Raw genomic sequence first — 20,732 nt, forward strand, 5'->3', positions numbered from 1 at the left:
GGTGGTGCGGCCGATGTCGAGGATCCTGCGTTGGGTGCCGAGGAGGACGGGGATGATGTCGGCGTCGCAGGCGATTTTGCGGATGGTCGCGGCGGTGACGGGTCCGGTGAATGCCATCGTGCCGGTGCCGGTGAAGCCGAGCCGGTCGGTGCCGGTGTGGCCGTTTCCGAAGGTTTCCCCAGTGCGGGTGGTGCGTTGGAGGCGTTCGAGGAGATCGCGGGAGTCGATGGTGACCATGACCTGGGGGCGCAGGCCGCCTGCGGCGGGCAGACCGCCGGAGGCGAGGGCGACTTTGCAGGCGCCGACGAGTCCGTCGAGAAGTTTCTGAGGCCTCGACCGCCGGTCCAGGTCAGCCGCTCCGCCGTCGCCGTCTCTGGCCGGGCCGCCGCCGTCGGCGCACGCCTCACTCTGGTCCGCGCCTGCCTCTGCACCCGCGCCGGTGCGGGGGTTGGTGGCGGTGTTCATCACGGTCAGGAGGTGTTCGAACTGTTCGGTGGTGGCGAAGATTTCCAGATGCTGCAGGCCGTGGCGGGGCCTCCGGATGAACGCGCCCTGGAGCTGGCGCAGGAGCTCCTCAGAGGGTTCGGCGCCGTCCTGGTCGATCGCGTCCATCCAGCGGCGGGCGATCCGGGCCAGGAAATCCGGGTCGTGCTCCGCCGCGGTAGCGGTCAGGGCGTGTTCCATCCGGACGGCCGCGTCCGGGTCGCACACCGGCCGGACCCGCTCCAGTGCCTGGCTGACGATGGTCGCGGACCGGGAAGGCACCGAACCGGCGGCCACGGCTACGGCGAGTTCCTCGCGCAGGGGCGGAAGGACCTGCCCGATGATCCCGGTGCGCGGCAACACGGTCCCGGCCAGGCAGAGCCGGCGGTGGGCCTCGGCGGCACTGATCTGGAGCCGGGCGCGCAGGAAGTCCCCGGTCTTGCGGTAGCCGTCGCCAGCGGCCGGGAGCGCATCGGCGGCGTCTTCCTTGCGGGTCCGGTCCACGGCCTCCGCGGCAACCACCTGCAGGTACTCCACCGCCCGGGAGATCTCCTCAACCCGGCCGGCGAACTCCGCCGCCTCACCGAACCCCAGCAACGCCGCATCCCCGACCGCCCTCGCGCACAGCTCCCGCAACTGCCCCAGGACACTGCCCAGCGACGGAACGCGTCGAACGTCATCGGCCCGCCGGTTGGCTGGCAAGAAGGTGACCGCCGCGCTGGTTCCCATGAGTCAATCCTGCCGCGGACCTGCGACGTTATTGCCCGCACCGGTACAACCGGCGCTCTCTTCGGGTCCGGGCGTCACGGGCTGGGCACCGTGCAAGCGTCGAACGTCATCAGCCGGCCGTATGGCTGGCAACAACGTGACCGCTGCGCTGGTTCCCATGAGTCAATCCTGCCGCGGACCTACGACATTATTGCCCGCCCAGGAACAACCGGCACTATCCCCCGGCCCGGGTGGCACGGGGCGGGCAACGGACAACCGCCAAACATCATCGCCCGACTGATTGACTGGCAAGAAAGTGACCGCTGCGTTGGTTCCGAAGGTCAACCCCAATCCCCCAGCCGTGGCATGACAGACTATCCAGATGGACAGCTCAGGTTCACCGCAGCAAGCCCAGAAGAACCCCAGTGACCGCCCGTCGGCAACGCGCGGAAAGCCGGAAGAGCAGGACTTGCGGCCGCGCGACTCGTATCCCGAGCCCCGCCGGCCGCACGGACCACGGGACCCCGGCGATGCCTGGGTTGAAGGCGAACAGGGCCGCTTCTGGGGCCGCTTCGGCTCCGCCGGCCTGCTCGTACACGATGCGGCGAAGGGCGTTCTGCTGCAGCACCGAGCGACGTGGAGCGACCAGGGTGGCACCTGGGGCCTTCCTGGCGGCGCGTTGCACCAGGGTGAGGACGCCGTCGACGGCGCGCTGCGGGAGGCGAAAGAAGAGGCCGCCGTCCCGCCTGAATCCGTCCGTGTGCTGTTCACCTCGGTGTTCGACGTGGGCTACTGGTCGTACACGACGGTTGCCGCCCAGGTGGTGGAGCCGTTCGAGCCGGTCATTAGCGATCCGGAGAGCCTCGAATTGGAATGGGTCAGCCTCGACGGTGTCAGCGAGAAGGAGCTTCATCCGGGGTTCGCAGCTGCCTGGCCCGCGCTGCGCAGCAGGCTCCAGTCGCGCCACGGAGGTGCCGGGCGCCCCAACTAACGCCTTAAACGACCACGACGGCGGAGCTGCCAACGCGAACGTCAGCGGCTCCGCCGTCGAACAAACACCTTGCTAGCGCGAAGGAAAGCGCTCAGTAGCGCCCCGGGACCTCAAACGCGGCCAGAATCCTGGCCAGATCCTTCTGCAGGGTGGTCCAGCCCTCCAAGTCCTCGGGAAGTGCGTTGCGCTCGATCTGATGGGCCGTCGCCAACGCGGCCTGGCCCGACGGCGTCAGGGCGACAGAGAACTGCCGACGGTCGCGCTGGTCCCGGGTTCGAGTGACCAGTCCGGACTCTTCGAGCCGGCCGAGGACCTTGCCCAGCGACTGGCTTTGGACCGCGATCCGTCGCGCCAACTGCTCTTGGTTTAGCGGCCCTGCGGCGAGGCCTTGAAGGGCGATCACGGCGGCATGCGTCAGACCCAGGGCGGCCAAGGCCTGATCCTTGCGCCGCTCTACAACTCGCGCGGCCATCGACAGGAGTTGGTCTGTCCGCCACTTCTTGTCCGGCTTAGTATCGGGGTTCGTATCGTGACTCTGGCTCATGCGCGCCACCCGGGCTGGAGCCCCATGCCTGGTCTTCTCGGTTCCCATGTTGCTCGGGGAACGGCGTTCACAATGCTCATGATGCCTCCCTCGCTCCGGTGGACAAACGTGGGATAGCGGCTATCACTACCCGCGCTCCGGTACTACAATAAGCATGCTTACTATGCATTTGGCAAGTTTGCTTAGTATTCCGGATCACCCGGGCACTCCAAAGAACCCCTCCTCGGGGCTGCTTAGCTTGTGCGGGAGGTCTTGTCAGGCCTGTTTGGGTGCGGGGCGCCGGCGGTAGAGCCAGATGAGGCCAAGGATGGGCAGCAACAAGGGGATGAAGCCGTAACCGCGCCCGAACAAGGACCAAACCGTCTCATGCGGGAAGTTGACGGCGTCGAACAGGCTGAGCGCGCCAACCACCAGGACTCCGATCAGCTCTACCAGCACGGCGGTCACGGACACCTTGAACCAGGTCCTGCCGGCCTTTGCGAGTGAGACCGTCGCCACGATGTAGACGACGGCGGCGAAGGCGGAGAGCAGGTACGCGAGCGGCGCCTCGGAAAACTTGGTGAGGATCTGGTACCCGGCGCGGGCGGTCGCCGAGAGCGCGAACACCGCGTAGACGGCGATCAGCAGCCGGCCGGGACCGGTGTTGCGGGTGTCCTTCGCCGCTGGGGCGGCATCCGCCGGGCCGGCAGCTCCGGCCGCGGTCCCGGCAGCTCCGGCTCCAGTCCCGGCGCCCCCGGCCCCGGCGGCCCCGGCCGCGGTCCCGGCGTCGCCGCTGGCGTCCTGCTGTGAAGCCGTCATGTTCTTCTTTGCCTCTTCCACGTCAGTACCAGATCTGGTTCATTCGGGCCGCCATCACCAGAGCGGTGACGCCGACAGCTGCCAGCACGAAGTTGCTCCACCGGGTGCGTTCCAGGATGGCCCAGTACACGGCCCCGACCGGCAGCATCAGCGCGGTGACGAGGTATCCCCAGAATTCCCAGGGCTCGCCCGCGATGTGCTCCCCGGACGCGACCCGGATGATCGAACCCAGCAGGTACACCAGCAGGGACAGCTCGACGGCGGCTACCGAGAGGATCGTCGCGTCGTTCGGAGCCTTCTTCAGGACGCCGGCGCCGATGCAAAGCAGGCTGGAGAGCAGTCCCACCGCCAGGATGATGTAGAAGTATGCGTCCACGGCTAACCCCCCGGCTCTGCGGAGGAAGCCTGCGTGGCGGCAGTTTTCCCGGCAGCCGGTTTCTCATTGTCCGGCGCGAAGACCAGCACGGGCTTGGCATAGCTTCCGGCGTCGGCCAGCAAGGCCACGAGGGAGCCGTCGGGGGCGAAGGCCGCCGCGGGCTTCTCCGGCGTTGCGGCGTCCGGCGTGCCGGCAGCGGGTCCTGCCGCGATCCTACGGCCGAAGGACAGCTCCGTTGTTTCGTCCGCGGTCAGCTCCCGGTTGGGCATCAGCGCCCGGGCGGCCTGCGACATCTCCAGGACGTCCAACTCCTCGGCGAGCTGCTCCAGGGTCCGTGCCTGGTCCAGTGTGTAGGGGCCCACCTGGGTCCGGCGCAGGGCTGTCAGGTGGCCGCCGACACCGAGGGCCTCGCCAAGATCCCGGGCGAGGGCACGAATGTACGTTCCGGAGGAGCACTCAACGGTGACGTCCAGGTCGAGGGCTTCGCCGTCCTGCGTGCGGCGGAGTTCGTGGATCTCGAAGCGGTGGATCGTGACGGGCCGCGCGGCGAGCTTGACGTCTTCGCCGGAGCGGACGCGGGCGTAGGCACGCTCGCCGTTGACCTTGATGGCGCTGACGCTGCTGGGAACCTGCTGGATTTCGCCGGTCAGGGCGGCGACGCCGACCCGGACGGCTTCCTCGGTGACCGCGGCGGCGCTGCGGGTAGCAGTGACCTCGCCTTCGGCGTCGTCCGTGACGGTCGACTCGCCGAGGCGGATGGTGGCGGTGTAAGTCTTGGAGGTTCCCACGATGTAGGTCAGCAGGCGTGTCGCCTTGTTGATGCCAAGCACCAGCACCCCGGTCGCCATGGGGTCCAGGGTTCCGGCATGGCCCACCTTTCGGGTACCGGCGATCCGCCGCATCCGTCCAACCACATCGTGGCTGGTCCAGCCTTGCGGCTTGTCCACTATCACCAGTCCAGAAAGCACGCCTCCCAGTATATCCGCGCCGGGACGGCCCCCGGCGCGGACGGCGGGGCACGCTGCCGGCCGCGGCTAGGATGGCACACATGCCCGAGCTTGCAGCCCATGTCCGCGACGTTCCCGTCAACCAGATCCGCGAGATCACCGAGGCCGCCTGGCACACCCCCGGCGCGATCGTGCTGAGTATCGGCGAACCAGGCTTCGCCCTCCCCCGGCACATCCTCGAAGCCGGCATGGCGTGCCTGGACCGGGACGAGACCAACTACACGCCCAACGCCGGCATTCCTGCGCTGCGCGAGGCCTTTGCGGCGCGGTTCCGGGAGCACAATGCGACGGACGTCGGCGCGGACCGGGTGTACGTCGTCGACGGCGCGCAGCAGGGCCTGCACTTCGCCATGACCTTGCTACTCTCCCCCGGCGACGAGATCCTGATCCCGAACCCGGGCTACCCGACGTTCGCGATGACCTCCCGGCTGCTGCACGCCGTACCGGTCGAGTACCCGCTCTACCCGGACCACGACTTCCAGCCCCGGATCGAGGACATCGAAGCGCTCATCACTCCGCGGACCAAGGTCCTGATCCTCAATTCCCCGTCAAACCCGCTCGGCGCGGTACTGGGCGAGGATCTCACCCGCAGCCTCGTGGAACTGGCCGTCCGGCACGACCTTTGGATCATTTCCGACGAATGCTACGAGGCCTTCACCTACGACGTCCCGCACATCAGCCCGGCCCGCTTCGACAGCGACGTTCCGGGTGAGGCCCGGGTCTTCACTTCGCTGACCCTCTCCAAGACCTATGGCCTCACGGGGCTGCGGATCGGCGCGCTGATTTGCCCGCCCGGGCTCGAGCAGCAGATGAACAACGTGATGGAGGCGATCGTTTCCTGCGTCGCGTCGCCTTCCCAGTACGCCGCCCTCGCAGCCCTGACCGGTCCGCAGGACTACGTCAGCCATGCCCGCGCGCATTACCGTGCCAACCGGGACGCCGCCTCCGCCGTACTCGAGTCCAAGGGCATCCCGTTCCTTAGCGCGCAGGGCGCCTTCTACCTCTGGGCCGATGTCTCGCACGCCAGCGGCGGTGACGTTCGTGCCTGGGTGCGACGCTTCCTCGCTGACTCCGGGGTGTCATTCGCGCCGGGTACCGCGTTCGGCTCCATCGGTGAGGGGTGGATCCGGATTGCCCTGTGCGGCGGCCAGGCCGAGCTCGTCGAAGGCCTGGGCCGGCTTCCGGCGCGCGACGGGGCTTTCTAGTCCTACCGCCCGGAGGGACCAGGCAGTAGCCTGACCACAACGCGGGTGCGGGCGGATCCACGGCGGGTACGCGGCCGGCCCGGGAGGAGGACCTCATGTGGTGGCAGGATTTGCTGTGGGGCGTCTGGAACGGCATCACGGCCTGGATTGTGCTGATTGCGCATGTGTTCGGCGCATGGAAAGAGTTCCCCTTCTACAACACGGGGCGGGCCGGCAACTGGTACGATTTCGGCTTCCTGCTGGGCATGGGTTCCCCGCTGCTCGGAACCCTGGGCCGGCGGCGGCGCTGAGGCGCCCACGCTAGAAGGCGGCGCTGCGGCGCGTGTGCCTCAGTGACGCTGCCCGGGCGGTCGGCGTCAGAGCCTGATTTCGTCCTCCGGCAGCAAGGACGACGGCGGCGCGGTGAACGACATCTTGACGATGAAGTGCCCCTCGGAACAGTTCCTCGCAATGATGGCCCCGGCTTCGCCGGCCAGTTTTACCCCGAACTGGAGCTCCAGGTGCTCGGGGGCGAGCTCCCGCATTACGTCGGCGGCGGCCCTGGCGGCCGGCCGCACCGCCGCAAGGGCGTCCTCGAGCCGCCGGCCGGCGTCGAGGATGCCCAATTCATTGCGGGCGGGCCGTTCGACGCCGAAGCTGCCTTCCTCGACCTCCACCAGCACTGTTCCGGACCCGACCTCGTAGCGCAAGATTTCGGTCATGGCGTGCTCCCTTCGGGCCGGGCTGCCAGCGCACCGTCCAGCCAGTTGCGCAGTGCCGCGGCCGGCGGGGCTCCAGCCTGCCGGGCCACGACCTTGCCGTCGATGATCACCAGCATGGTGGGGATCGCCTGCACCTCGAAGCGCCGGGACAACTGCGGGGACCGGTCGACGTCGACCTTGACGAGCTTGACCCTGCCGGCCCGTTCCTGCGCGAGTTTATCCAGCACCGGGCTGACCATTCGACACGGGCCGCACCAGGCCGCCCAAAAGTCGACGAGGGCGGGCACCGGGGATTGCTCTGCGACGGCGGCGAAGTCTGCGTCGCCGGCCTCGACAACCCAGGGCAGGTCGCGGCGGCATTTGCCGCACCGCGGGTGCCCTGACGCCACGTCCGGGATGCGGTTGGTCGTGCCGCACTGGGGGCACTTAAGCAGCGCGCTAGTCACGGCCGGTCGCCGTCGTTCCGCTCGCCCGCAGTCATGACTCCATGGGACGCTCCCGCCCGGACCGGGCCTAGAGTCCAAAGTCCCCCGGCTAGCCAGACACGAAACTGGCCGGACCCTTAGGGGTCCGGCCAGTCGTGGCAGCGCTGCGTCTATTGCCTGCTGCAGCTACTTGTTGCTGTCTTCGTCGACGTCGCTGTCGCCACTGAGGTCAGTGTCCTCTTCGTCGAAGTCGTCCTCGTCGAGTTCTACGTCCTCGGGGATGTCGCTCTTGTACGGATCGGCGTCGCCGGCGTGCTTTGCGCTGGCCGCGAGGGCCGCCACCTCCGCGTCGCGCTTCTTCGCCGCCCGCAGGAGCTCTTCAAGGTTGGAGGCGACGACGGGGATCTGGTCGGCGACGAATTCCAGCGTCGGCGTCAGCCGGACGGTGATGTTGCGGCCCACTTCCTGGCGCAGCACACCCTTGGCCTTCTCCAGCCCCTTGGCCGCATCGGTCTGGGCCACTTCGTCACCGAAGACGGTGTAGTAGACCGTGGCGTGCTGCAGATCATTGGTCACACGCGCGTCAGTCACCGTCACGCCCTCAAGCCGGGGATCCTTCACCCTCCGGCCCAAAGCCTCAGCCACAACAACCTTAATCCGCTGCGCCAACTTGGCAGCCCGTGCGGGATCAGCCATTTCCACTCCTAAAAAATTTGGATGTACGACGGCGCCGAAACGGTCGCCATACAACTGTTGGGATTTGATGCCACGCCCTAAAGCGAGTCTACGACGGACGCGCACGGGATTCTCCCGCGGATCCTTGGAGCCGTTGTGGGGGCCCGGGAGTGGCATCGGGCCTGCCGGAGCTGGGCGGCCGACGTCGTCAGACGTTGGCCGCCCAGCGCAGGGGCGGGGCCCCCACAACGGCGGAAAGGGCGGGGCCGCCGGAAAAAATCCAACGGCCCCGCACCTGTTACTGCTGACTCGCCATCAGGCGGTCCGACTTAGACGCGCGGCTTTTCGCGCATCTCGAAGGTCTCGATGATGTCACCTTCGTTGATGTCGTTGTACGAACCAAGACCGATACCACACTCGAAGTCCGTGCGGACCTCGGTGGCGTCGTCCTTGAAGCGCTTGAGCGTCTCAACGGTGAGGTTGTCCCCGATGACCTTGCCATCGCGGCTGATGCGGGCCTTGGCGTTGCGCCGGATAACACCGGAGCGGACGATCGAGCCTGCAATGTTGCCGAACTTGGAAGAACGGAACACTTCGCGGACCTCGGCGGTACCAAGCTGGACTTCTTCGTACTCCGGCTTGAGCATGCCCTTGAGGGCTGCTTCGATGTCATCGATTGCTGCGTAGATGACGGAGTAGAAGCGCATGTCCACGCCTTCGCGGTCTGCCAGTTCGGCAACACGCTCGGCGGGCTTGACGTTGAAGCCGATGATGACGGCGGAGTCGACCGTTGCCAGGTTGACGTCGTTCTGCGTGATCGCACCGACACCGCGGTGGATAACGCGGAGCTGGACACCCTCGCCGACGTCGATCTTGAGCAGCGCGTCTTCGAGGGCTTCGACCGCACCGGACACGTCACCCTTGAGGATGAGGTTGAGGGTGTCGATCTTGCCTTCGGCGACGGCCTGGTCGAAGTCTTCCAGGCTGATGCGCTTGCGGCGCTTGGCCAGGGCGGCGTTGCGGTCTGCGGCTTCACGCTTCTCGGCGATCTGGCGGGCGGTGCGCTCGTCAGCGGTCACGAAGAAGGTGTCACCGGCGCGCGGGACGTTGGACAGACCCAGCACCTGCACGGGGCGGGACGGGCCGGCCTCGGTCAGGGCGCTGCCGTCGTCGTCGAACATGGCGCGGACGCGGCCGTGGGCCGTGCCTGCCACGATCGTGTCGCCGACGTGGAGCGTACCGGACTGGACCAGGACGGTTGCGACAGCACCGCGGCCCTTGTCCAGGTTGGCTTCGATCGCGATACCGCGGGCGTCCTTGTTCGGGTTGGCGCGCATGTCCAAGGCGGCGTCCGCGGTGAGCAGGACTGCCTCGAGCAGCTCGTCGATGTTGAGGTTCTGGCGGGCAGAGACCTCAACGAACATGGTGTCGCCACCGTACTCTTCCGGAACCAGGCCGTACTCGGTCAGCTGGCCGCGGACCTTGTCCGGGTTGGCGCCTTCCTTGTCGATCTTGTTCACGGCCACGACGATCGGCACGTTGGCCGCCTGGGCGTGGTTGAGCGCCTCGATGGTCTGCGGCATAACGCCGTCGTCCGCTGCCACCACGAGGATGGCAATATCGGTGACCTTGGCACCACGGGCACGCATGGCGGTGAACGCCTCGTGGCCCGGAGTATCGATGAAGGTGATCTTGCGATCGGTGCCCTCGTGGTTGTGGGTGACCTGGTACGCACCGATGTGCTGCGTGATGCCGCCGTGTTCGCCCGCCATGACGTCGGACTTGCGGATGGCATCGAGCAGTCGGGTCTTACCGTGGTCAACGTGACCCATGACGGTGACTACCGGCGGACGAGCCTCAAGCTCCTCGTCGCCTTCGGCTTCCAGCTCAGCTTCGAAGTCAATGTCGAAGCCGGAGAGCAGCTCGCGCTCCTCGTCCTCCGGCGACACGACCTGGAGCTTGTAGCCAAGCTCCTCGCCGAGCAGGGCAAAGGTTTCCTCGTCCAGCGACTGCGTGGCCGTGGCCATTTCGCCGAGGTGGAAGAGGACCGTCACCAGTGCGGCGGGGTTTGCCTCGATCTTGTCGGCGAAGTCCGTGATGGACGAGCCGCGGCGGAGCCGGACTACGGTGTTGCCGTCGCCGCGGGGTACGCTCACGCCACCCAGCGACGGGGCACTCATCTGCTCGAGTTCCTGGCGCTTGGCACGCTTCGACTTGCGCTGCTTGCCGCGGCCTGCGCCGCCCTTGCCGAATGCACCCTGGGTGCCACCGCGACCGCGGCCACCCTTGCCGAAGCCACCGCCGGCCGGAGCGCCGCCGCCGGCGCCGGGACCACCGGTGCCAGGAGCGCCACCGGGGCGGCCCGGGCCACGGCCGCCACCGGGACGGCCGGCGCCGGTGGGCGCGGGACGTTCGGTGCGGTTGGGCATCATGCCGGGAGTCGGGCGGTTTCCGCCGGCTCCGGGACGGGCGCCGGGAGCGCCGGCCGGACGCGGAGCGCCCGGACGTGCACCGGCAGCGCCGGCCGGACGCGGAGCGCCCGGACGGGGGCCGCCTGCGCCTGCTGCGGGACGGGGACCGCCGGGGCGTTCGCCCTCGGTGCGGCTTCCGCCCGGACGCGGCATGCCCTGCGAGGGAGCGAACGGGTTGTTGCCCGGACGCGCCGTGCGTTCGTTGTCGCCGCCGCGGCCGCGGGGCATGCCCTGGGACGTGGCGAACGGGTTGTTGCCGGGACGGGGGCCGCCCGGACGCGGTGCCGAGCCGCCCTGGCGTGCCGGAGCAGCCGGGGCTTCAGCCTTGGGTGCCGGCCGTGCGCCGGGCTTGGCGCCGGTGGACGGAGCCGCCGGAGCCTCGGCAGCCGGTGCGGCGGCGGGGGCCGCTGCTGCGGGCGCCTCAGCCGGGGCGGAAGGAGCCGCCGGAGCCGGAGCTTCAGTCTTGGTTTCGGCTGCCTTCGGTGCGGCCGGAGCCGGCGCGGGCGCCGGTCGAGTCGCTGCCGGGCTGGCCTTGGGGGCGGACGCGGGCGCTTCGGTCTTCGAAGCGGCAGGTGCGTCGGGGTAAGCGTTGCGGAGTTTCCGCACAACGGGGGCCTCAATGGTGGAAGAGGCGGAGCGAACGAATTCGCCCAGTTCCTGCAGTTTGGTTACTGCATCTTTGGAAGTAATACCGAGCTCTTTTGCAAGCTCATGTACGCGGACCTTGGCCACATTTCTCCTGTCTCGGTCCGCACCGAGCCAGGCACGAACCGTCTACTTCTTACTGCGGGCCTCCGCCGCTGTTGCAGCTGAAAGACCCATTGCAGAGCGCAACAAAGTTGTCATCGTTGCGCACTCATCGCTGGGAACTCATCGGGTTTCCATCAGTTTTCTGACCCGCTTTCAGGTTGGACGGTTTTTGCTGCGGCCACCGGGGTGTCCACTGCTTGCGTTCCTGCCATAATCCGGCGTTCGACGTCGGCTGTTCCGGTTGCCCCGTTGAGGGCACGTCCGAACGCTCGACGTTTGACCGCCAGTGCCAGGCACTTTTCGCTGGGGTGCAACCATGCTCCCCTGCCAGCCATCCGGCGTCGTTCATCCACTACGACAGCGGATGAACCGCCGGCGTCGGCGACGAGCCGGATTAACTCCGACCGCAGACCCTTCTTTCGGCATCCGATGCAGGTGCGCTGCGGCTGATTCCCGAGGTGCTGCACTTCTGCCACTACGAGTATCTTCCTGCCAGTACGCATCTGCCGGCCCCGGCTTCCGGTCAAAAAACCGGTTGCGAGCGAGGCACGCGGACACCGGCCGTTAGGCGCGGTCATGTCTATTCTAGCCCCTCCGGCCCCTATCCCCCGAAATGGGGGCATAGCGGGGAACCCTGGAGGGGTCGCTGGTCCGGACGCCGCGGAGCGGTCCCGGACCAGCGCTACTTGTCGCGGTTTTCCGCGGCGTCAGAGACGATATCGATACGCCAACCGGTGAGCTTGGCGGCCAGGCGTGCGTTCTGGCCTTCCTTGCCGATGGCGAGCGAGAGCTGGTAGTCCGGGACGACCACTCGGGCGGACCGGGTGGCCTCGTCCGTGATGGTGACGGAATTCACCCGCGACGGCGACAGCGCGCTGGCAATGAACGCGGCCGGATCGTCGCTGTAGTCGACGATGTCGATCTTTTCGTCGTTCAGCTCGGTCATCACGGCCCGGACACGCGAACCCATTTCACCGATGCAGGCACCCTTGGCGTTGATGCCGGGGGTGTTCGCCTTGACCGCGATCTTGGTCCGGTGGCCGGCCTCACGGGCCAGCGCCACGATCTCGACCGAGCGGTCCGCGATTTCCGGGACCTCCAGTTCGAACAACTTCCGGACCAGACCGGGGTGGGACCGGGACAGCGTGATGGACGGGCCCTTGGTGCCGCGGTGCACGTCGATCACGAACGCGCGCAAACGGTTGCCGTGGGTGTACTTCTCGCCGGGAACTTGCTCGGGCGGCGGCAGCAGCGCCTCCACCGTTCCGAGGTTGACCTGGATCATGTGCGGGTTGTTGCCCTGCTGGATGGTGCCCGCGACGAGTTCGCCTTCGCGGCCCTTGAACTGGCCCAGCACGTTGTCGTCCTCGGCGTCGCGAAGGCGCTGCAGGATGATCTGCCGCGCGGTGCTCGCCGCGATACGGCCGAAGCCGGCCGGGGTGTCCTCGAACTCGCCGATCGGCGCGCCGTCGTCGTCGATTTCGGTGGCCCAGATGGTCACGTGGCCGCTCTTGCGGTCCAGTTCGGCACGGGCCTTCTCGAAGGCGCCGGGCGTCTTGTGGTAGGCCACCAGCAGGGCCTGCTCGATGGTCGGAATCAGGAGATCCAGGGGGATTTCGCGCTCACGCTCCAGGAGTCTCAGTGCGCTCATGTCAATATCCATTAGGCCTCCTCGGAAGGTCCATTGTCGTTCTCCAGACCGGCCTCTTCGAGGTGGCTGAACTCTATCTCGACTTTTCCGCTACGGATCCTGTCGAAAGGAAGCTTGATGGGGTCGCCCTGCTTGGGCTTCATCCCCTTCTTGACGGCCAGTTCCGGGACCAGGGTCACGCCGCCGTCGTCCACGGACTGGATCCGGCCGGTGACATTGTCGCCCTGGATCACGTTGACCGTGACGAGCCGGCCGCGGGCGCGGTGCCAGTGCCGTTCCTCGGTGAGCGGCCGCCCAACGCCGGGCGAGGACACCTCGAGGTCGTAGGGGCGCGAGTCGGTGCTCGGATCGTTGTCCAGGATGTCCGAGAGGGTCTTCGAAATCTCGGCGATGACGTCAAGGCTGACGCCGCCGGTCTCCTCCTGCGGCAGGTCCACCACCACGTGGACTACCCGGTTGGCGCCGGCAATGTGGATGGAAACGTCCTCCAGGTACAGCCGGTTCGCCAGGACTGCAGGCTCAAGGAGCGCGTACAGGCGCTCGGCCTCCAGATTGTGAGCGGGTGCGGCTTCAGCCTTCCCCGTCCCGGTCCGGTCTGTCGAAGTCGTGGCTTCTGCGTTGGTCATGATGCCGCCCGCCTCCCGCTAGATGATGTTGTGTCTACTAGCGTAGCGATATTCCCGGCAACGTGGTGCACTCGAGTTCCCGGCTGGTATCCCAACCATGACAACATGGTCTGTTGTGAAAGACGACAGCGGGGAAGAACGGGCGCGGATCCGGGTTTCCCGGCACCTTCCCCGGCTCGCCCTACTGCTCTGCCTTGCCCTCGTGGTGGTGAGCCTGGGCATCGCGTTTAGGCCCGGAAACGCGCCGAAACCACCGGAACCGTCCCGTTCGGAGCAGGCCCGCGCCGCCGCCCTGGCCGATGCCCTGCACCTGCGGACCGCCGGCGAGCAGCTGGGTGCTGCCCCTGCCGGGGCCGGCCGTCCGGCGGCCACGGCCGGCGCGGGAACGGCCGTCACTCGGACTGTGAGTTTGCTGACAACCCAGGCCCGCGCCCTGCTGCGCCCCGCCCAGACGCCGTCGGCTGCACCGGAACCCACGCCGTCGGCGTCGGCTTCTGCAGTCGCGCCGGACGCCGCCGCCCTCGCCGCGGACCTCGCCAAGAGCGGCCGGCAACGGCTCGCCGATGCCGCCACGGCCGACGGCGGGATGGCCAGGCTGCTGGCCGCCGTCGGAACCGCGCAGCTGCTCCAGTCGTCCGCCCTCGCTGCCGCGGCCGGCGCCCCCGACCCTGCGGGTTCGGTGTCCAGCCCCGCGGCGGGCGCCGGGCAGCCTGCCCCGGACGCCGCCTCCGCCGGGGCCTGCCCCGAAACGACCGCGCCGCCGTCGGCGCCCGCTGGCGGCGACACTGAAGCCGCCTCCGGTAGCGCGGGCCTGCCAGGTGCCCTGGCGGCGCTTATCAGAGCTGAGTTGGAGACGGTATACGGCTACCAGGTGGCCCTGACGCGACTGGACGGGGCTGCCGCCAAGTCGGCCGCCGGGCAGCTCGCGCTGCACGAGACGCTGCTCTCCGGAGCGGAATCCCTGAGCCGGTCGCACTGCGCGCCGATCCCGCCGCGGGAACCCGGCTATGCCCTGGACCCAAGCTTCCTGGCGTCCCCGGCTTCCGGCCTCGGCGCGCTCGAGAATGCCGCGCTGCCCGCCTACGGGGATCTCGTCGCCCTCAGCGACGGCGAGACCCGCAAGTGGGCAGTCTCCGGGCTACTGGGCGCCGCGCGCCGAGCCGCAGCCTGGGGCGCCAACCCGGGGCCGACGCCTGGGCTGGCCGTGGATCCGGCGTCGTTCCCCACCCTGCCCGCGGGCTGACGCCGGCCGACAGGCAAGGTGCGACTTACCTTGCTTAGCCTTCCAATACTGGCCAGCCGTGCCCGCCGGTGATTTGCTGTAGGCATGGAAACCAGCGGCACAGCAGCCCTTCATGACAACGAGCCCCACCACAACGACATCGCGCATCGCCTCAACTGGCTCCGCGCCGGCGTCCTGGGCGCCAATGACGGCATCGTTTCGGTCGCCGCGATCGTGGTCGGCGTCGCCGGTGTGACCACGGATTCGGGGCCGATCCTCATTGCCGGCGCCGCGGGCGTCGTGGGTGGCGCTATCTCGATGGCCCTCGGCGAGTACGTCTCGGTCAGCAGCCAGAAGGACAGCCAGCAGGCGCTGGTCGAGAAGGAGCGCCGTGAACTGGCGGAACAGCCCGAAGAGGAACTGGCCGAACTGGCCGCGATCTACCAGGGCAAGGGACTGAGCCCGGAAACGGCCCACCAGGTCGCCACCGAGCTGACCGCGCACGATGCCCTCGCCGCGCACCTGTCCGCCGAACTGCACATCGACGAGACGGACATCGTCAGCCCTTGGCACGCGGCCTTCGCGTCCGCCATGGCCTTCCTGATCGGTGCCATCCTGCCGATGCTGGCCATCCTGCTGCCGCCGGAGAATATCCGTGTTCCGCTGACCTTCGCCGCCGTGCTCGTGGCACTCGCGGCGACCGGAGCCATCGGCGCCTGGATCGGCGGAGGCTCGAAGCTGAAGGCGGCCGTCCGGGTGGTGATTGGTGGCGCCGCGGCACTCGTGGCAACCTTCCTGATCGGCAGCTGGCTGGGCGCCAGCGGCATCGCCGCCTGATCGCCCGCACTACGCTGGAGGCGATGAGTACGCCACCAGCCGTCCCGATCCCGCCCGCACTCGCCCGGCGCTACAGCGGCAGCGCGGAGGGCCGGGAGTGGCTGGCGTCCCTCCCCCGGTTGATCGGGCGGTGCCTGGAACAATGGCAGCTCGAACCGGACCTCGCGCCGGGGAGCCTGCCCTGGCATGGCCATGGCGCCGTCGTGGTCCCGGTCCGGCGCCGCGCTGGCGACGGCGGGACCGGACTCGAACTGCCCGGCCCAGGGGCGGTCCTGAAGCTTGCCTATCCGCACGAGGAAGCCCTGGCCGAACCACATGCGCTGGCGTTGTGGGACGGCCGGGGCGCCGTACTGGCCCTTGCATCCGATCCCGACGCCGGGGCGCTGTTGCTGGAGCGGCTCGACGCCGAACGCTCGCTGCAGGACGTTCCGTTGGAGCTCGCCACCGGCGTCTGGGGCGGCCTGGTACGCCAGCTGAGCCTGCTGCCGGACGATCGGCCGCAGTGGCGCGAGTTCGACCATGTGGCCGCCCGTGCCGAGCAGTGGAGCGACGAACTCCCGGAAAGCTGGGAACGGCTGGGCCGGCCCTTCCCGCGCTGGCTGCTGGAAGCTGCCCTGGAAGTCTGCCAGACCCGAGGCGCCGTCGGCCGGCGATCGGGGACGGACGTACTGGTGCACACCGACCTGCACTTCCTGAACATCCTCGCCCGGCCGGACGCCCCGGCCTGGCCCGGAACCCTGGCGCCCGGGGACTCCAAGCCTGGGGAGTTCAAACCAGGCGACTTCAAGGCGATCGATCCGCAACCGATGATCGGCGAGGCGGAGTTCGCCGTGGCCCCGCTGCTTTGGAACCGCTTGGCCGAACTCCCCCGGGCCGGCGCCTGCGGGGCCCTGCTGCAGCGCTGCCTGGATTTCAGCTCGGCCGCGGGACTCGACGGCGAGACCGCGCGCCAGTGGGCGCTCGCCCGTGAAGTAGACAACGCCCTGTGGTACGCGGCCAAACCCAACCACGACGGCGACCTGGCCCGCTCGCTCTGGGTGGCCAGCAGCCTCGCCGGGAACACCCTGGAGAACCTGCCCGGCCCGCAGGAGCTGCCCGCGCCGGGCGAGTCCATGCACCGGCCGGTCCAGTCCTAGCGCTGTCCCCGAACCGCTGCCATGGCAGCGCGCACGGCGTCGACGGCGGCTGCCACATCGGCGTCGTCCGTGCTCCAGTTGCTCACTGAGATCCGCAGGATGTCCCGGTCCTGCCAGCGTGAGCCGGACATCCAGACGCGTCCTTCCTCGATGATCCGGGCCGTCACGGCGCGCGTGGTGGCGTCGTCGCCAAAGGCCAGCGAGACCTGGGTGTACTTGACGTCATTCAGCACCTCGACGCCGTCGAGTGCGGCGAGCCGCTCCGCCAGTTCGCGGGCACGGCCCACCAGGCCCCGCACCTGCGCGGCGACGCCGTCCCGGCCGAGCGATTTGAGCGCCGCCCAGACCGGCACCCCGCGGGCCCGGCGGGACAGCTCGGGAACTGTCTCGAAGGGGTCCGGCGCGCCGTCCGCAGCCTGGATCAGGTAGCTGGTGTGCGCGCCCATGGCCGAGCGCAACGCCTGCGCATCCCGGACCACCGCGATGCCGCAGTCGTAGGGCACATTGAGGGTCTTATGCGCGTCGGTGCCCCAGGAATCGGCGTCCTGCAGCCCATCGGTGAGGGCGGCGAGTTCGGGGACGGCGGCGGCCCACAGTCCGAAGGCTCCGTCCACGTGCACCCAGGCGCCGTGCTCCTTGGCAACGGCAATGGCCTCACGGAACGGGTCGAAGGCGCCCGAATGCAGGTTGCCGGCCTGCAGGCAGACCAGCAGCGGAACCCGTCCCGCCGCCTCTGCTGCGGCGCGGTCCAGGGCGGCGCCGAGTGCCGCCGGGTCGATGCGGCCCTGCCGGTCGGCCGGGACCACCGTGGGCCGGCCCAGGCCCAGGTAGCGCAGGCCCAGGTCGATCGTGTCGTGCCGTTCCTGGCCCACAAAGCAGTGGATCTTGGGTCCGCCGGCGAGGCCGTCGGCGTCGAGGTCCCAGCCGGCGTCGGCCATCAGGCGCCACCGCGCCGCAGCCAGGCCGGTGAAGTTGGCCATCGTGGCGCCGGTGGCGAAGCCGACGTCGGATTCTTCGGGAAGCCCCAGCAGTTCGAGCAGCCAGGCACCGGCGGCCTCCTCGATGGCCGCCGTGGCAGGGGTGGCGAAACGCAGGACGGCGTTTTGGTCCCAGGCGCTGACCAGCCAGTCCGCCGCCAGCGCGGCCGGCAGGGTGCCGCCGATCACCCAGCCGAAGAACCGCCCGGAGGGCATGGCCATCAGCCCGGGTTCGGCTTTCGTCGCTAGGTAGTCCACCACCTCCGCGGCCGGCATGCCGACCCGGGGCAGCCGTCCGCCGAAGTCGGCGGCGAGTCCGGCCGCCGTCGTCCTAGGGCCGACGGGCCGGGTGTCCTGGCTCTCCAGCCACGCGCGGGCATGCCGGGCGGCGGCCGCCAGGGCGTCGCGATAACGCTCTTCGGGTGCTGACATAGCTGCATGCTACGCCCGCGCCCGGGCCCGCGGCAGTCCTGCGCGCCATCCGGCCCCGGTCCGCCCGGCACTACCCGAAGGTGTCGTGCCAGACGTCGGAGCCGAGTTTAATGATCAGCGCGGCGACCACCACCAGGAAGACGATCCGGATGAATTTGCTGCCGCGGCTGACGGCGGTCCGGGCGCCGAGGTAGCCGCCGGCCATGTTCGCGGCGCCCAGGACAAGGCCGAGGCCCCACAGCAGCGAACCGTGCGGCAGGAAGAACATCAGGGCGCCGGCGTTGGTGGCCATGTTGACGATCTTGGCTTTGGCGCTTGCCTCGAGGAAGGCGTAGCCCATCGCGGACACCAGCGCGATGATCAGGAATGATCCTGTGCCGGGGCCGATCATGCCGTCGTAGAAGCCGATCACGCCGCCGATCAGGCAGGCCACGACATAGTGCCGGTGGCCGTCGTGACGAAGCTGGGTCAGCTCCCCCACGTTGGGCCGGAAGGCGGTGAACAGCGCGACGGCCACCAGCGCCGCCACGATGATGGGCTTGAACACGCTCGCCGGCAGGGTCGCCGCCAGCACGGCCCCGCCGAAGCTGCCGGCCAGCGCGATCACGGCCATCGGCACCGCCGTGCGCAGGTCCGGGCCGACACGGCGGTAGAACGTGACCGCACTGGTGGTGGTGCCGAAGATGGAGCCCATCTTGTTGGTCGCCAGTGCCTGCACCGGGCTGATCCCGGGGACCAGCAGCATGACCGGCAACTGGATCAGCCCGCCGCCGCCCACCACGGCATCCACCCAGCCGGCGGCGAACCCGGCCACCACCACGAGGATGAGCGTGGCGAGCTGGATTGACTCAAGGCCGGAGACCATACCCTGCAACGCCGGGGCGGGTCAGTTGTTGCGGACGGCGTTGACCACGTAATCAACGGCCTTGTCCACGGCAACGTTCTCGGCGCTGCCGCTGCGGCGGTCCTTGATCTCCACGACGCCGTCCACCAGCCCGCGCCMGACGGCGAGGATGGTCGGGACGCCCACCAGCTCGGCGTCCCCGAACTTGACGCCCGGGGATACCTTGGGCCGGTCATCGTAGATGACCTCAAGGCCGGCGGCCTCCAGCTCAAGGGCCAGCTGCTCGGCGGCGGCGAAGATTTCCTCGCCGCGGCCGACCGCGACGACGTGGACGTCGGCCGGGGCGACGGCGCGGGGCCAGACGAGGCCCTTGTCGTCGTGGTTGGATTCGGCCAGTGCGGCCACGGCACGGGTGACGCCCACGCCGTAGGAACCCATGGTCACGACGACCTGCTTGCCGTTCTGGTCCAGGACCTTCAGATCCAGGGCCTCGGCGTACTTGCGTCCGAGCTGGAAGATGTGGCCCATTTCGATGCCGCGGGCGGTCTCCAGCGGGCCGGAACCGTCCGGAGCCTCGTCGCCGGCGCGCACCTCGGTGGCTTCGATCACGCCGTCCCAGCCAAAGTCACGGCCGGCGACCAGGCCGAAGACGTGCTTGCCGGCCTCGTTGGCGCCGGTGATCCAGGCGGTACCGCGGACCACGCGGGGATCGACGAGGTAGAGGAGCTTCGAGGCGCCTTCGGCGCCGAGCAGCGGCGCGTCCAGGGAGAGCCCGGGGCCGATGTAGCCCTTAACCAGGAGGGCCTGCTTTTTGAGGTCTTCCTCGTTGGCTGCCTCGAGCGTGATTTCGCCGCCGATGGGCAGGAAGGCGCCGATGTTCGCTTCGACGCGCTTGAGGTCGACGCCGCGGTCGCCGGGAACGCCGATCACGACGAGCTGGCGTTCGCCGGTGGGCAGCGTGACGGCGAGGACCACGTTCTTGAGCGTGTCCGCGGCGGTCCAGGCGCCGCCGTCGGCCTCGCTGCGGGGTGCCAGGGCGTTGGCGGCGTCGACGAGCGTTTCGATCGTCGGGGTATCCGGGGTATCGCGGACCTCTGCGGCCGGAGCGTTGGAAAAGTCGATGTCCGCGGGGACCACCGTGGTGACGGCTTCGACGTTGGCCGCGTAGCCGCCGGCCGAGCGCACGAAGGTGTCCTCGCCGATCTCGGTCGGGTGCAGGAATTCCTCGCTCTTGGACCCGCCCATGGCGCCGGCCGTCGCGGTGACCGGGACGACCTCGAGGCCGAGGCGCTCGAAGATCTTCAGGTAGGCGGCGCGGTGTGCGGCATAGCTCGCGTCCAGGCCGGCGTCGTCCACGTCGAAGGAGTAGGAGTCCTTCATGATGAACTCGCGGCCGCGCAGCAGGCCCGCCCGGGGGCGCGCCTCGTCGCGGTACTTGTTCTGGATCTGGTAGATGCTCAGCGGCAGGTCTTTGTACGAGGAGTACAGGTCCTTGACCAGCAGGGTGAACATTTCCTCGTGCGTGGGGGCGAGTAGGTAGTCGTTGCCCTTGCGGTCCTTGAGCCGGAAAATGCCCTCACCGTACTCGGTCCACCGGTTGGTCGCCTCGTAGGGCTCCTTCGGCAACAGCGCCGGGAAGTGGACTTCCTGCGCGCCGATCGCCGTCATCTCCTCACGGATGATCTGCTCCACGCGGCGCAGCACGCTCAACCCCAGCGGGAGCCACGTGTAGATGCCCGGGGCCGCGCGGCGGATGTAGCCGGCTCGGACCAAAAGCCGGTGGCTGGCCACTTCGGCGTCGGCGGGGTCTTCACGCAGGGTGCGCAGGAACAGCTTTGAGAGTCGAAGGACCACTGGGAGGTATCCGTTTCTG

Annotated in this window: 21 protein-coding genes; 6 read left to right on the top strand and 15 right to left on the bottom strand. The window is 68.8% G+C overall.

Annotation, left to right across the window (positions count from 1 at the left end):
- A partial coding sequence (locus AC1DK9_RS08505; protein ID WP_476915640.1) for a DUF222 domain-containing protein occupies positions 1-1,212 on the bottom strand: 1,212 nt, incomplete at its 3' end.
- A 361-nt stretch (positions 1,213-1,573) separates the two neighbouring features.
- On the opposite strand from AC1DK9_RS08505, the gene AC1DK9_RS08510 reads away from it, so the two are divergent.
- A complete protein-coding gene (locus AC1DK9_RS08510; RefSeq protein WP_476915641.1) occupies positions 1,574-2,182 on the top strand; it encodes an NUDIX domain-containing protein in 609 nt (202 codons plus the stop codon).
- 91 nt (positions 2,183-2,273) lie between these two features.
- Here the strand turns inward: AC1DK9_RS08510 and AC1DK9_RS08515 are convergent, their stop codons facing one another.
- From AC1DK9_RS08515 to truB, 4 genes are all read right to left on the bottom strand, one after another.
- A complete protein-coding gene (locus tag AC1DK9_RS08515; protein WP_476861610.1) occupies positions 2,274-2,726 on the bottom strand; it encodes a MarR family winged helix-turn-helix transcriptional regulator in 453 nt (150 codons plus the stop codon).
- Between the two features lie 255 nt (positions 2,727-2,981).
- A complete protein-coding gene (locus AC1DK9_RS08520) occupies positions 2,982-3,524 on the bottom strand; it encodes a hypothetical protein (protein WP_476915642.1) in 543 nt (180 codons plus the stop codon).
- Between the two features lie 22 nt (positions 3,525-3,546).
- Positions 3,547-3,900: a hypothetical protein gene (locus AC1DK9_RS08525; protein WP_476915643.1), complete on the bottom strand. Its 354-nt coding sequence runs from the start codon at positions 3,898-3,900 to the stop codon at positions 3,547-3,549.
- A gap of 2 nt (positions 3,901-3,902) precedes the next feature.
- Positions 3,903-4,868: a tRNA pseudouridine(55) synthase TruB gene (gene truB, locus AC1DK9_RS08530; RefSeq protein WP_476915644.1), complete on the bottom strand. Its 966-nt coding sequence runs from the start codon at positions 4,866-4,868 to the stop codon at positions 3,903-3,905.
- A gap of 80 nt (positions 4,869-4,948) precedes the next feature.
- On the opposite strand from truB, the gene AC1DK9_RS08535 reads away from it, so the two are divergent.
- On the top strand, positions 4,949-6,112 hold the full coding sequence (locus tag AC1DK9_RS08535; protein WP_476915645.1) for a pyridoxal phosphate-dependent aminotransferase: 1,164 nt from the start codon (positions 4,949-4,951) through the stop codon (positions 6,110-6,112).
- Between the two features lie 95 nt (positions 6,113-6,207).
- A complete protein-coding gene (locus tag AC1DK9_RS08540; RefSeq protein ID WP_476861615.1) occupies positions 6,208-6,402 on the top strand; it encodes a hypothetical protein in 195 nt (64 codons plus the stop codon).
- 66 nt (positions 6,403-6,468) lie between these two features.
- Here AC1DK9_RS08540 and AC1DK9_RS08545 read toward each other — a convergent pair whose 3' ends face one another.
- The 7 genes from AC1DK9_RS08545 to AC1DK9_RS08575 all read right to left on the bottom strand — a co-directional run bounded on the left by AC1DK9_RS08545 (position 6,469) and on the right by AC1DK9_RS08575 (position 13,411).
- Complete coding sequence (locus AC1DK9_RS08545) at positions 6,469-6,813, bottom strand: CU044_2847 family protein (RefSeq protein ID WP_476861616.1); 345 nt, start codon at positions 6,811-6,813, stop codon at positions 6,469-6,471.
- Positions 6,810-7,259, bottom strand: a complete 450-nt coding sequence (gene trxA, locus AC1DK9_RS08550) for a thioredoxin (protein WP_476915646.1) — start codon at positions 7,257-7,259, stop codon at positions 6,810-6,812. The genes AC1DK9_RS08545 and trxA overlap by 4 nt, the downstream gene beginning before the upstream one ends.
- A 165-nt stretch (positions 7,260-7,424) precedes the next feature.
- Positions 7,425-7,934 carry a 30S ribosome-binding factor RbfA gene (gene rbfA, locus AC1DK9_RS08555; RefSeq protein ID WP_476915647.1) on the bottom strand — a complete coding sequence of 170 codons (510 nt, stop codon included), beginning with the start codon at positions 7,932-7,934 and terminating at the stop codon, positions 7,425-7,427.
- Between the two features lie 308 nt (positions 7,935-8,242).
- Positions 8,243-11,116, bottom strand: a complete 2,874-nt coding sequence (gene infB, locus AC1DK9_RS08560) for a translation initiation factor IF-2 (protein ID WP_476861619.1) — start codon at positions 11,114-11,116, stop codon at positions 8,243-8,245.
- A gap of 152 nt (positions 11,117-11,268) precedes the next feature.
- The gene (locus AC1DK9_RS08565) at positions 11,269-11,757 is read right to left on the bottom strand and encodes a YlxR family protein (RefSeq protein WP_476915648.1); all 489 of its coding nucleotides are present in this window, start codon (positions 11,755-11,757) and stop codon (positions 11,269-11,271) included.
- A gap of 59 nt (positions 11,758-11,816) precedes the next feature.
- Positions 11,817-12,797 carry a transcription termination factor NusA gene (gene nusA, locus AC1DK9_RS08570; RefSeq protein ID WP_476915649.1) on the bottom strand — a complete coding sequence of 327 codons (981 nt, stop codon included), beginning with the start codon at positions 12,795-12,797 and terminating at the stop codon, positions 11,817-11,819.
- A complete protein-coding gene (locus AC1DK9_RS08575) occupies positions 12,797-13,411 on the bottom strand; it encodes a ribosome maturation factor RimP (RefSeq protein ID WP_476861622.1) in 615 nt (204 codons plus the stop codon). Before AC1DK9_RS08575 ends, nusA begins: the two co-directional genes overlap by 1 nt.
- A gap of 115 nt (positions 13,412-13,526) precedes the next feature.
- On the opposite strand from AC1DK9_RS08575, the gene AC1DK9_RS08580 reads away from it, so the two are divergent.
- The 3 genes from AC1DK9_RS08580 to AC1DK9_RS08590 all read left to right on the top strand — a co-directional run bounded on the left by AC1DK9_RS08580 (position 13,527) and on the right by AC1DK9_RS08590 (position 16,606).
- Entirely contained in the window at positions 13,527-14,654 is a 1,128-nt protein-coding gene (locus tag AC1DK9_RS08580; protein ID WP_476915650.1) for a DUF4439 domain-containing protein, read from the top strand.
- Between the two features lie 84 nt (positions 14,655-14,738).
- Complete coding sequence (locus AC1DK9_RS08585; protein WP_476861624.1) at positions 14,739-15,470, top strand: VIT1/CCC1 transporter family protein; 732 nt, start codon at positions 14,739-14,741, stop codon at positions 15,468-15,470.
- Positions 15,471-15,493: 23 nt separating this feature from the next.
- Positions 15,494-16,606, top strand: coding sequence for an aminoglycoside phosphotransferase family protein (locus tag AC1DK9_RS08590; protein ID WP_476915651.1), 1,113 nt, complete (start codon positions 15,494-15,496; stop codon positions 16,604-16,606).
- Here the strand turns inward: AC1DK9_RS08590 and AC1DK9_RS08595 are convergent.
- The 3 genes from AC1DK9_RS08595 to AC1DK9_RS08605 all read right to left on the bottom strand — a co-directional run bounded on the left by AC1DK9_RS08595 (position 16,603) and on the right by AC1DK9_RS08605 (position 20,713).
- Positions 16,603-18,015, bottom strand: coding sequence for a pyridoxal phosphate-dependent decarboxylase family protein (locus AC1DK9_RS08595; RefSeq protein WP_476915652.1), 1,413 nt, complete (start codon positions 18,013-18,015; stop codon positions 16,603-16,605). The genes AC1DK9_RS08590 and AC1DK9_RS08595 overlap by 4 nt on opposite strands.
- 70 nt (positions 18,016-18,085) lie before the next feature.
- Positions 18,086-18,880 carry a sulfite exporter TauE/SafE family protein gene (locus AC1DK9_RS08600; protein WP_476861627.1) on the bottom strand — a complete coding sequence of 265 codons (795 nt, stop codon included), beginning with the start codon at positions 18,878-18,880 and terminating at the stop codon, positions 18,086-18,088.
- A gap of 21 nt (positions 18,881-18,901) precedes the next feature.
- Positions 18,902-20,713 carry a proline--tRNA ligase gene (locus AC1DK9_RS08605; RefSeq protein ID WP_476915653.1) on the bottom strand — a complete coding sequence of 604 codons (1,812 nt, stop codon included), beginning with the start codon at positions 20,711-20,713 and terminating at the stop codon, positions 18,902-18,904.
- Positions 20,714-20,732: the final 19 nt, after the last annotated feature.

The sequence above is a fragment of the Arthrobacter sp. 01T414 genome (genome assembly GCF_056398965.1).

Coding starts and splice junctions, on each gene's coding strand:
- AC1DK9_RS08520 (WP_476915642.1), bottom strand. CDS start 3,524: ATGACGGCTTCACAGCAGGACGCCAGCGGCGACGCCGGGACCGCGGCC.
- AC1DK9_RS08590 (WP_476915651.1), top strand. CDS start 15,494: ATGAGTACGCCACCAGCCGTCCCGATCCCGCCCGCACTCGCCCGGCGC.
- AC1DK9_RS08510 (WP_476915641.1), top strand. CDS start 1,574: ATGGACAGCTCAGGTTCACCGCAGCAAGCCCAGAAGAACCCCAGTGAC.
- AC1DK9_RS08565 (WP_476915648.1), bottom strand. CDS start 11,757: ATGCCCCCATTTCGGGGGATAGGGGCCGGAGGGGCTAGAATAGACATG.
- AC1DK9_RS08575 (WP_476861622.1), bottom strand. CDS start 13,411: ATGACCAACGCAGAAGCCACGACTTCGACAGACCGGACCGGGACGGGG.
- AC1DK9_RS08515 (WP_476861610.1), bottom strand. CDS start 2,726: ATGAGCCAGAGTCACGATACGAACCCCGATACTAAGCCGGACAAGAAG.
- AC1DK9_RS08535 (WP_476915645.1), top strand. CDS start 4,949: ATGCCCGAGCTTGCAGCCCATGTCCGCGACGTTCCCGTCAACCAGATC.
- rbfA (WP_476915647.1), bottom strand. CDS start 7,934: ATGGCTGATCCCGCACGGGCTGCCAAGTTGGCGCAGCGGATTAAGGTT.
- AC1DK9_RS08595 (WP_476915652.1), bottom strand. CDS start 18,015: ATGTCAGCACCCGAAGAGCGTTATCGCGACGCCCTGGCGGCCGCCGCC.
- nusA (WP_476915649.1), bottom strand. CDS start 12,797: ATGGATATTGACATGAGCGCACTGAGACTCCTGGAGCGTGAGCGCGAA.
- AC1DK9_RS08600 (WP_476861627.1), bottom strand. CDS start 18,880: ATGGTCTCCGGCCTTGAGTCAATCCAGCTCGCCACGCTCATCCTCGTG.
- AC1DK9_RS08585 (WP_476861624.1), top strand. CDS start 14,739: ATGGAAACCAGCGGCACAGCAGCCCTTCATGACAACGAGCCCCACCAC.
- AC1DK9_RS08540 (WP_476861615.1), top strand. CDS start 6,208: ATGTGGTGGCAGGATTTGCTGTGGGGCGTCTGGAACGGCATCACGGCC.
- AC1DK9_RS08545 (WP_476861616.1), bottom strand. CDS start 6,813: ATGACCGAAATCTTGCGCTACGAGGTCGGGTCCGGAACAGTGCTGGTG.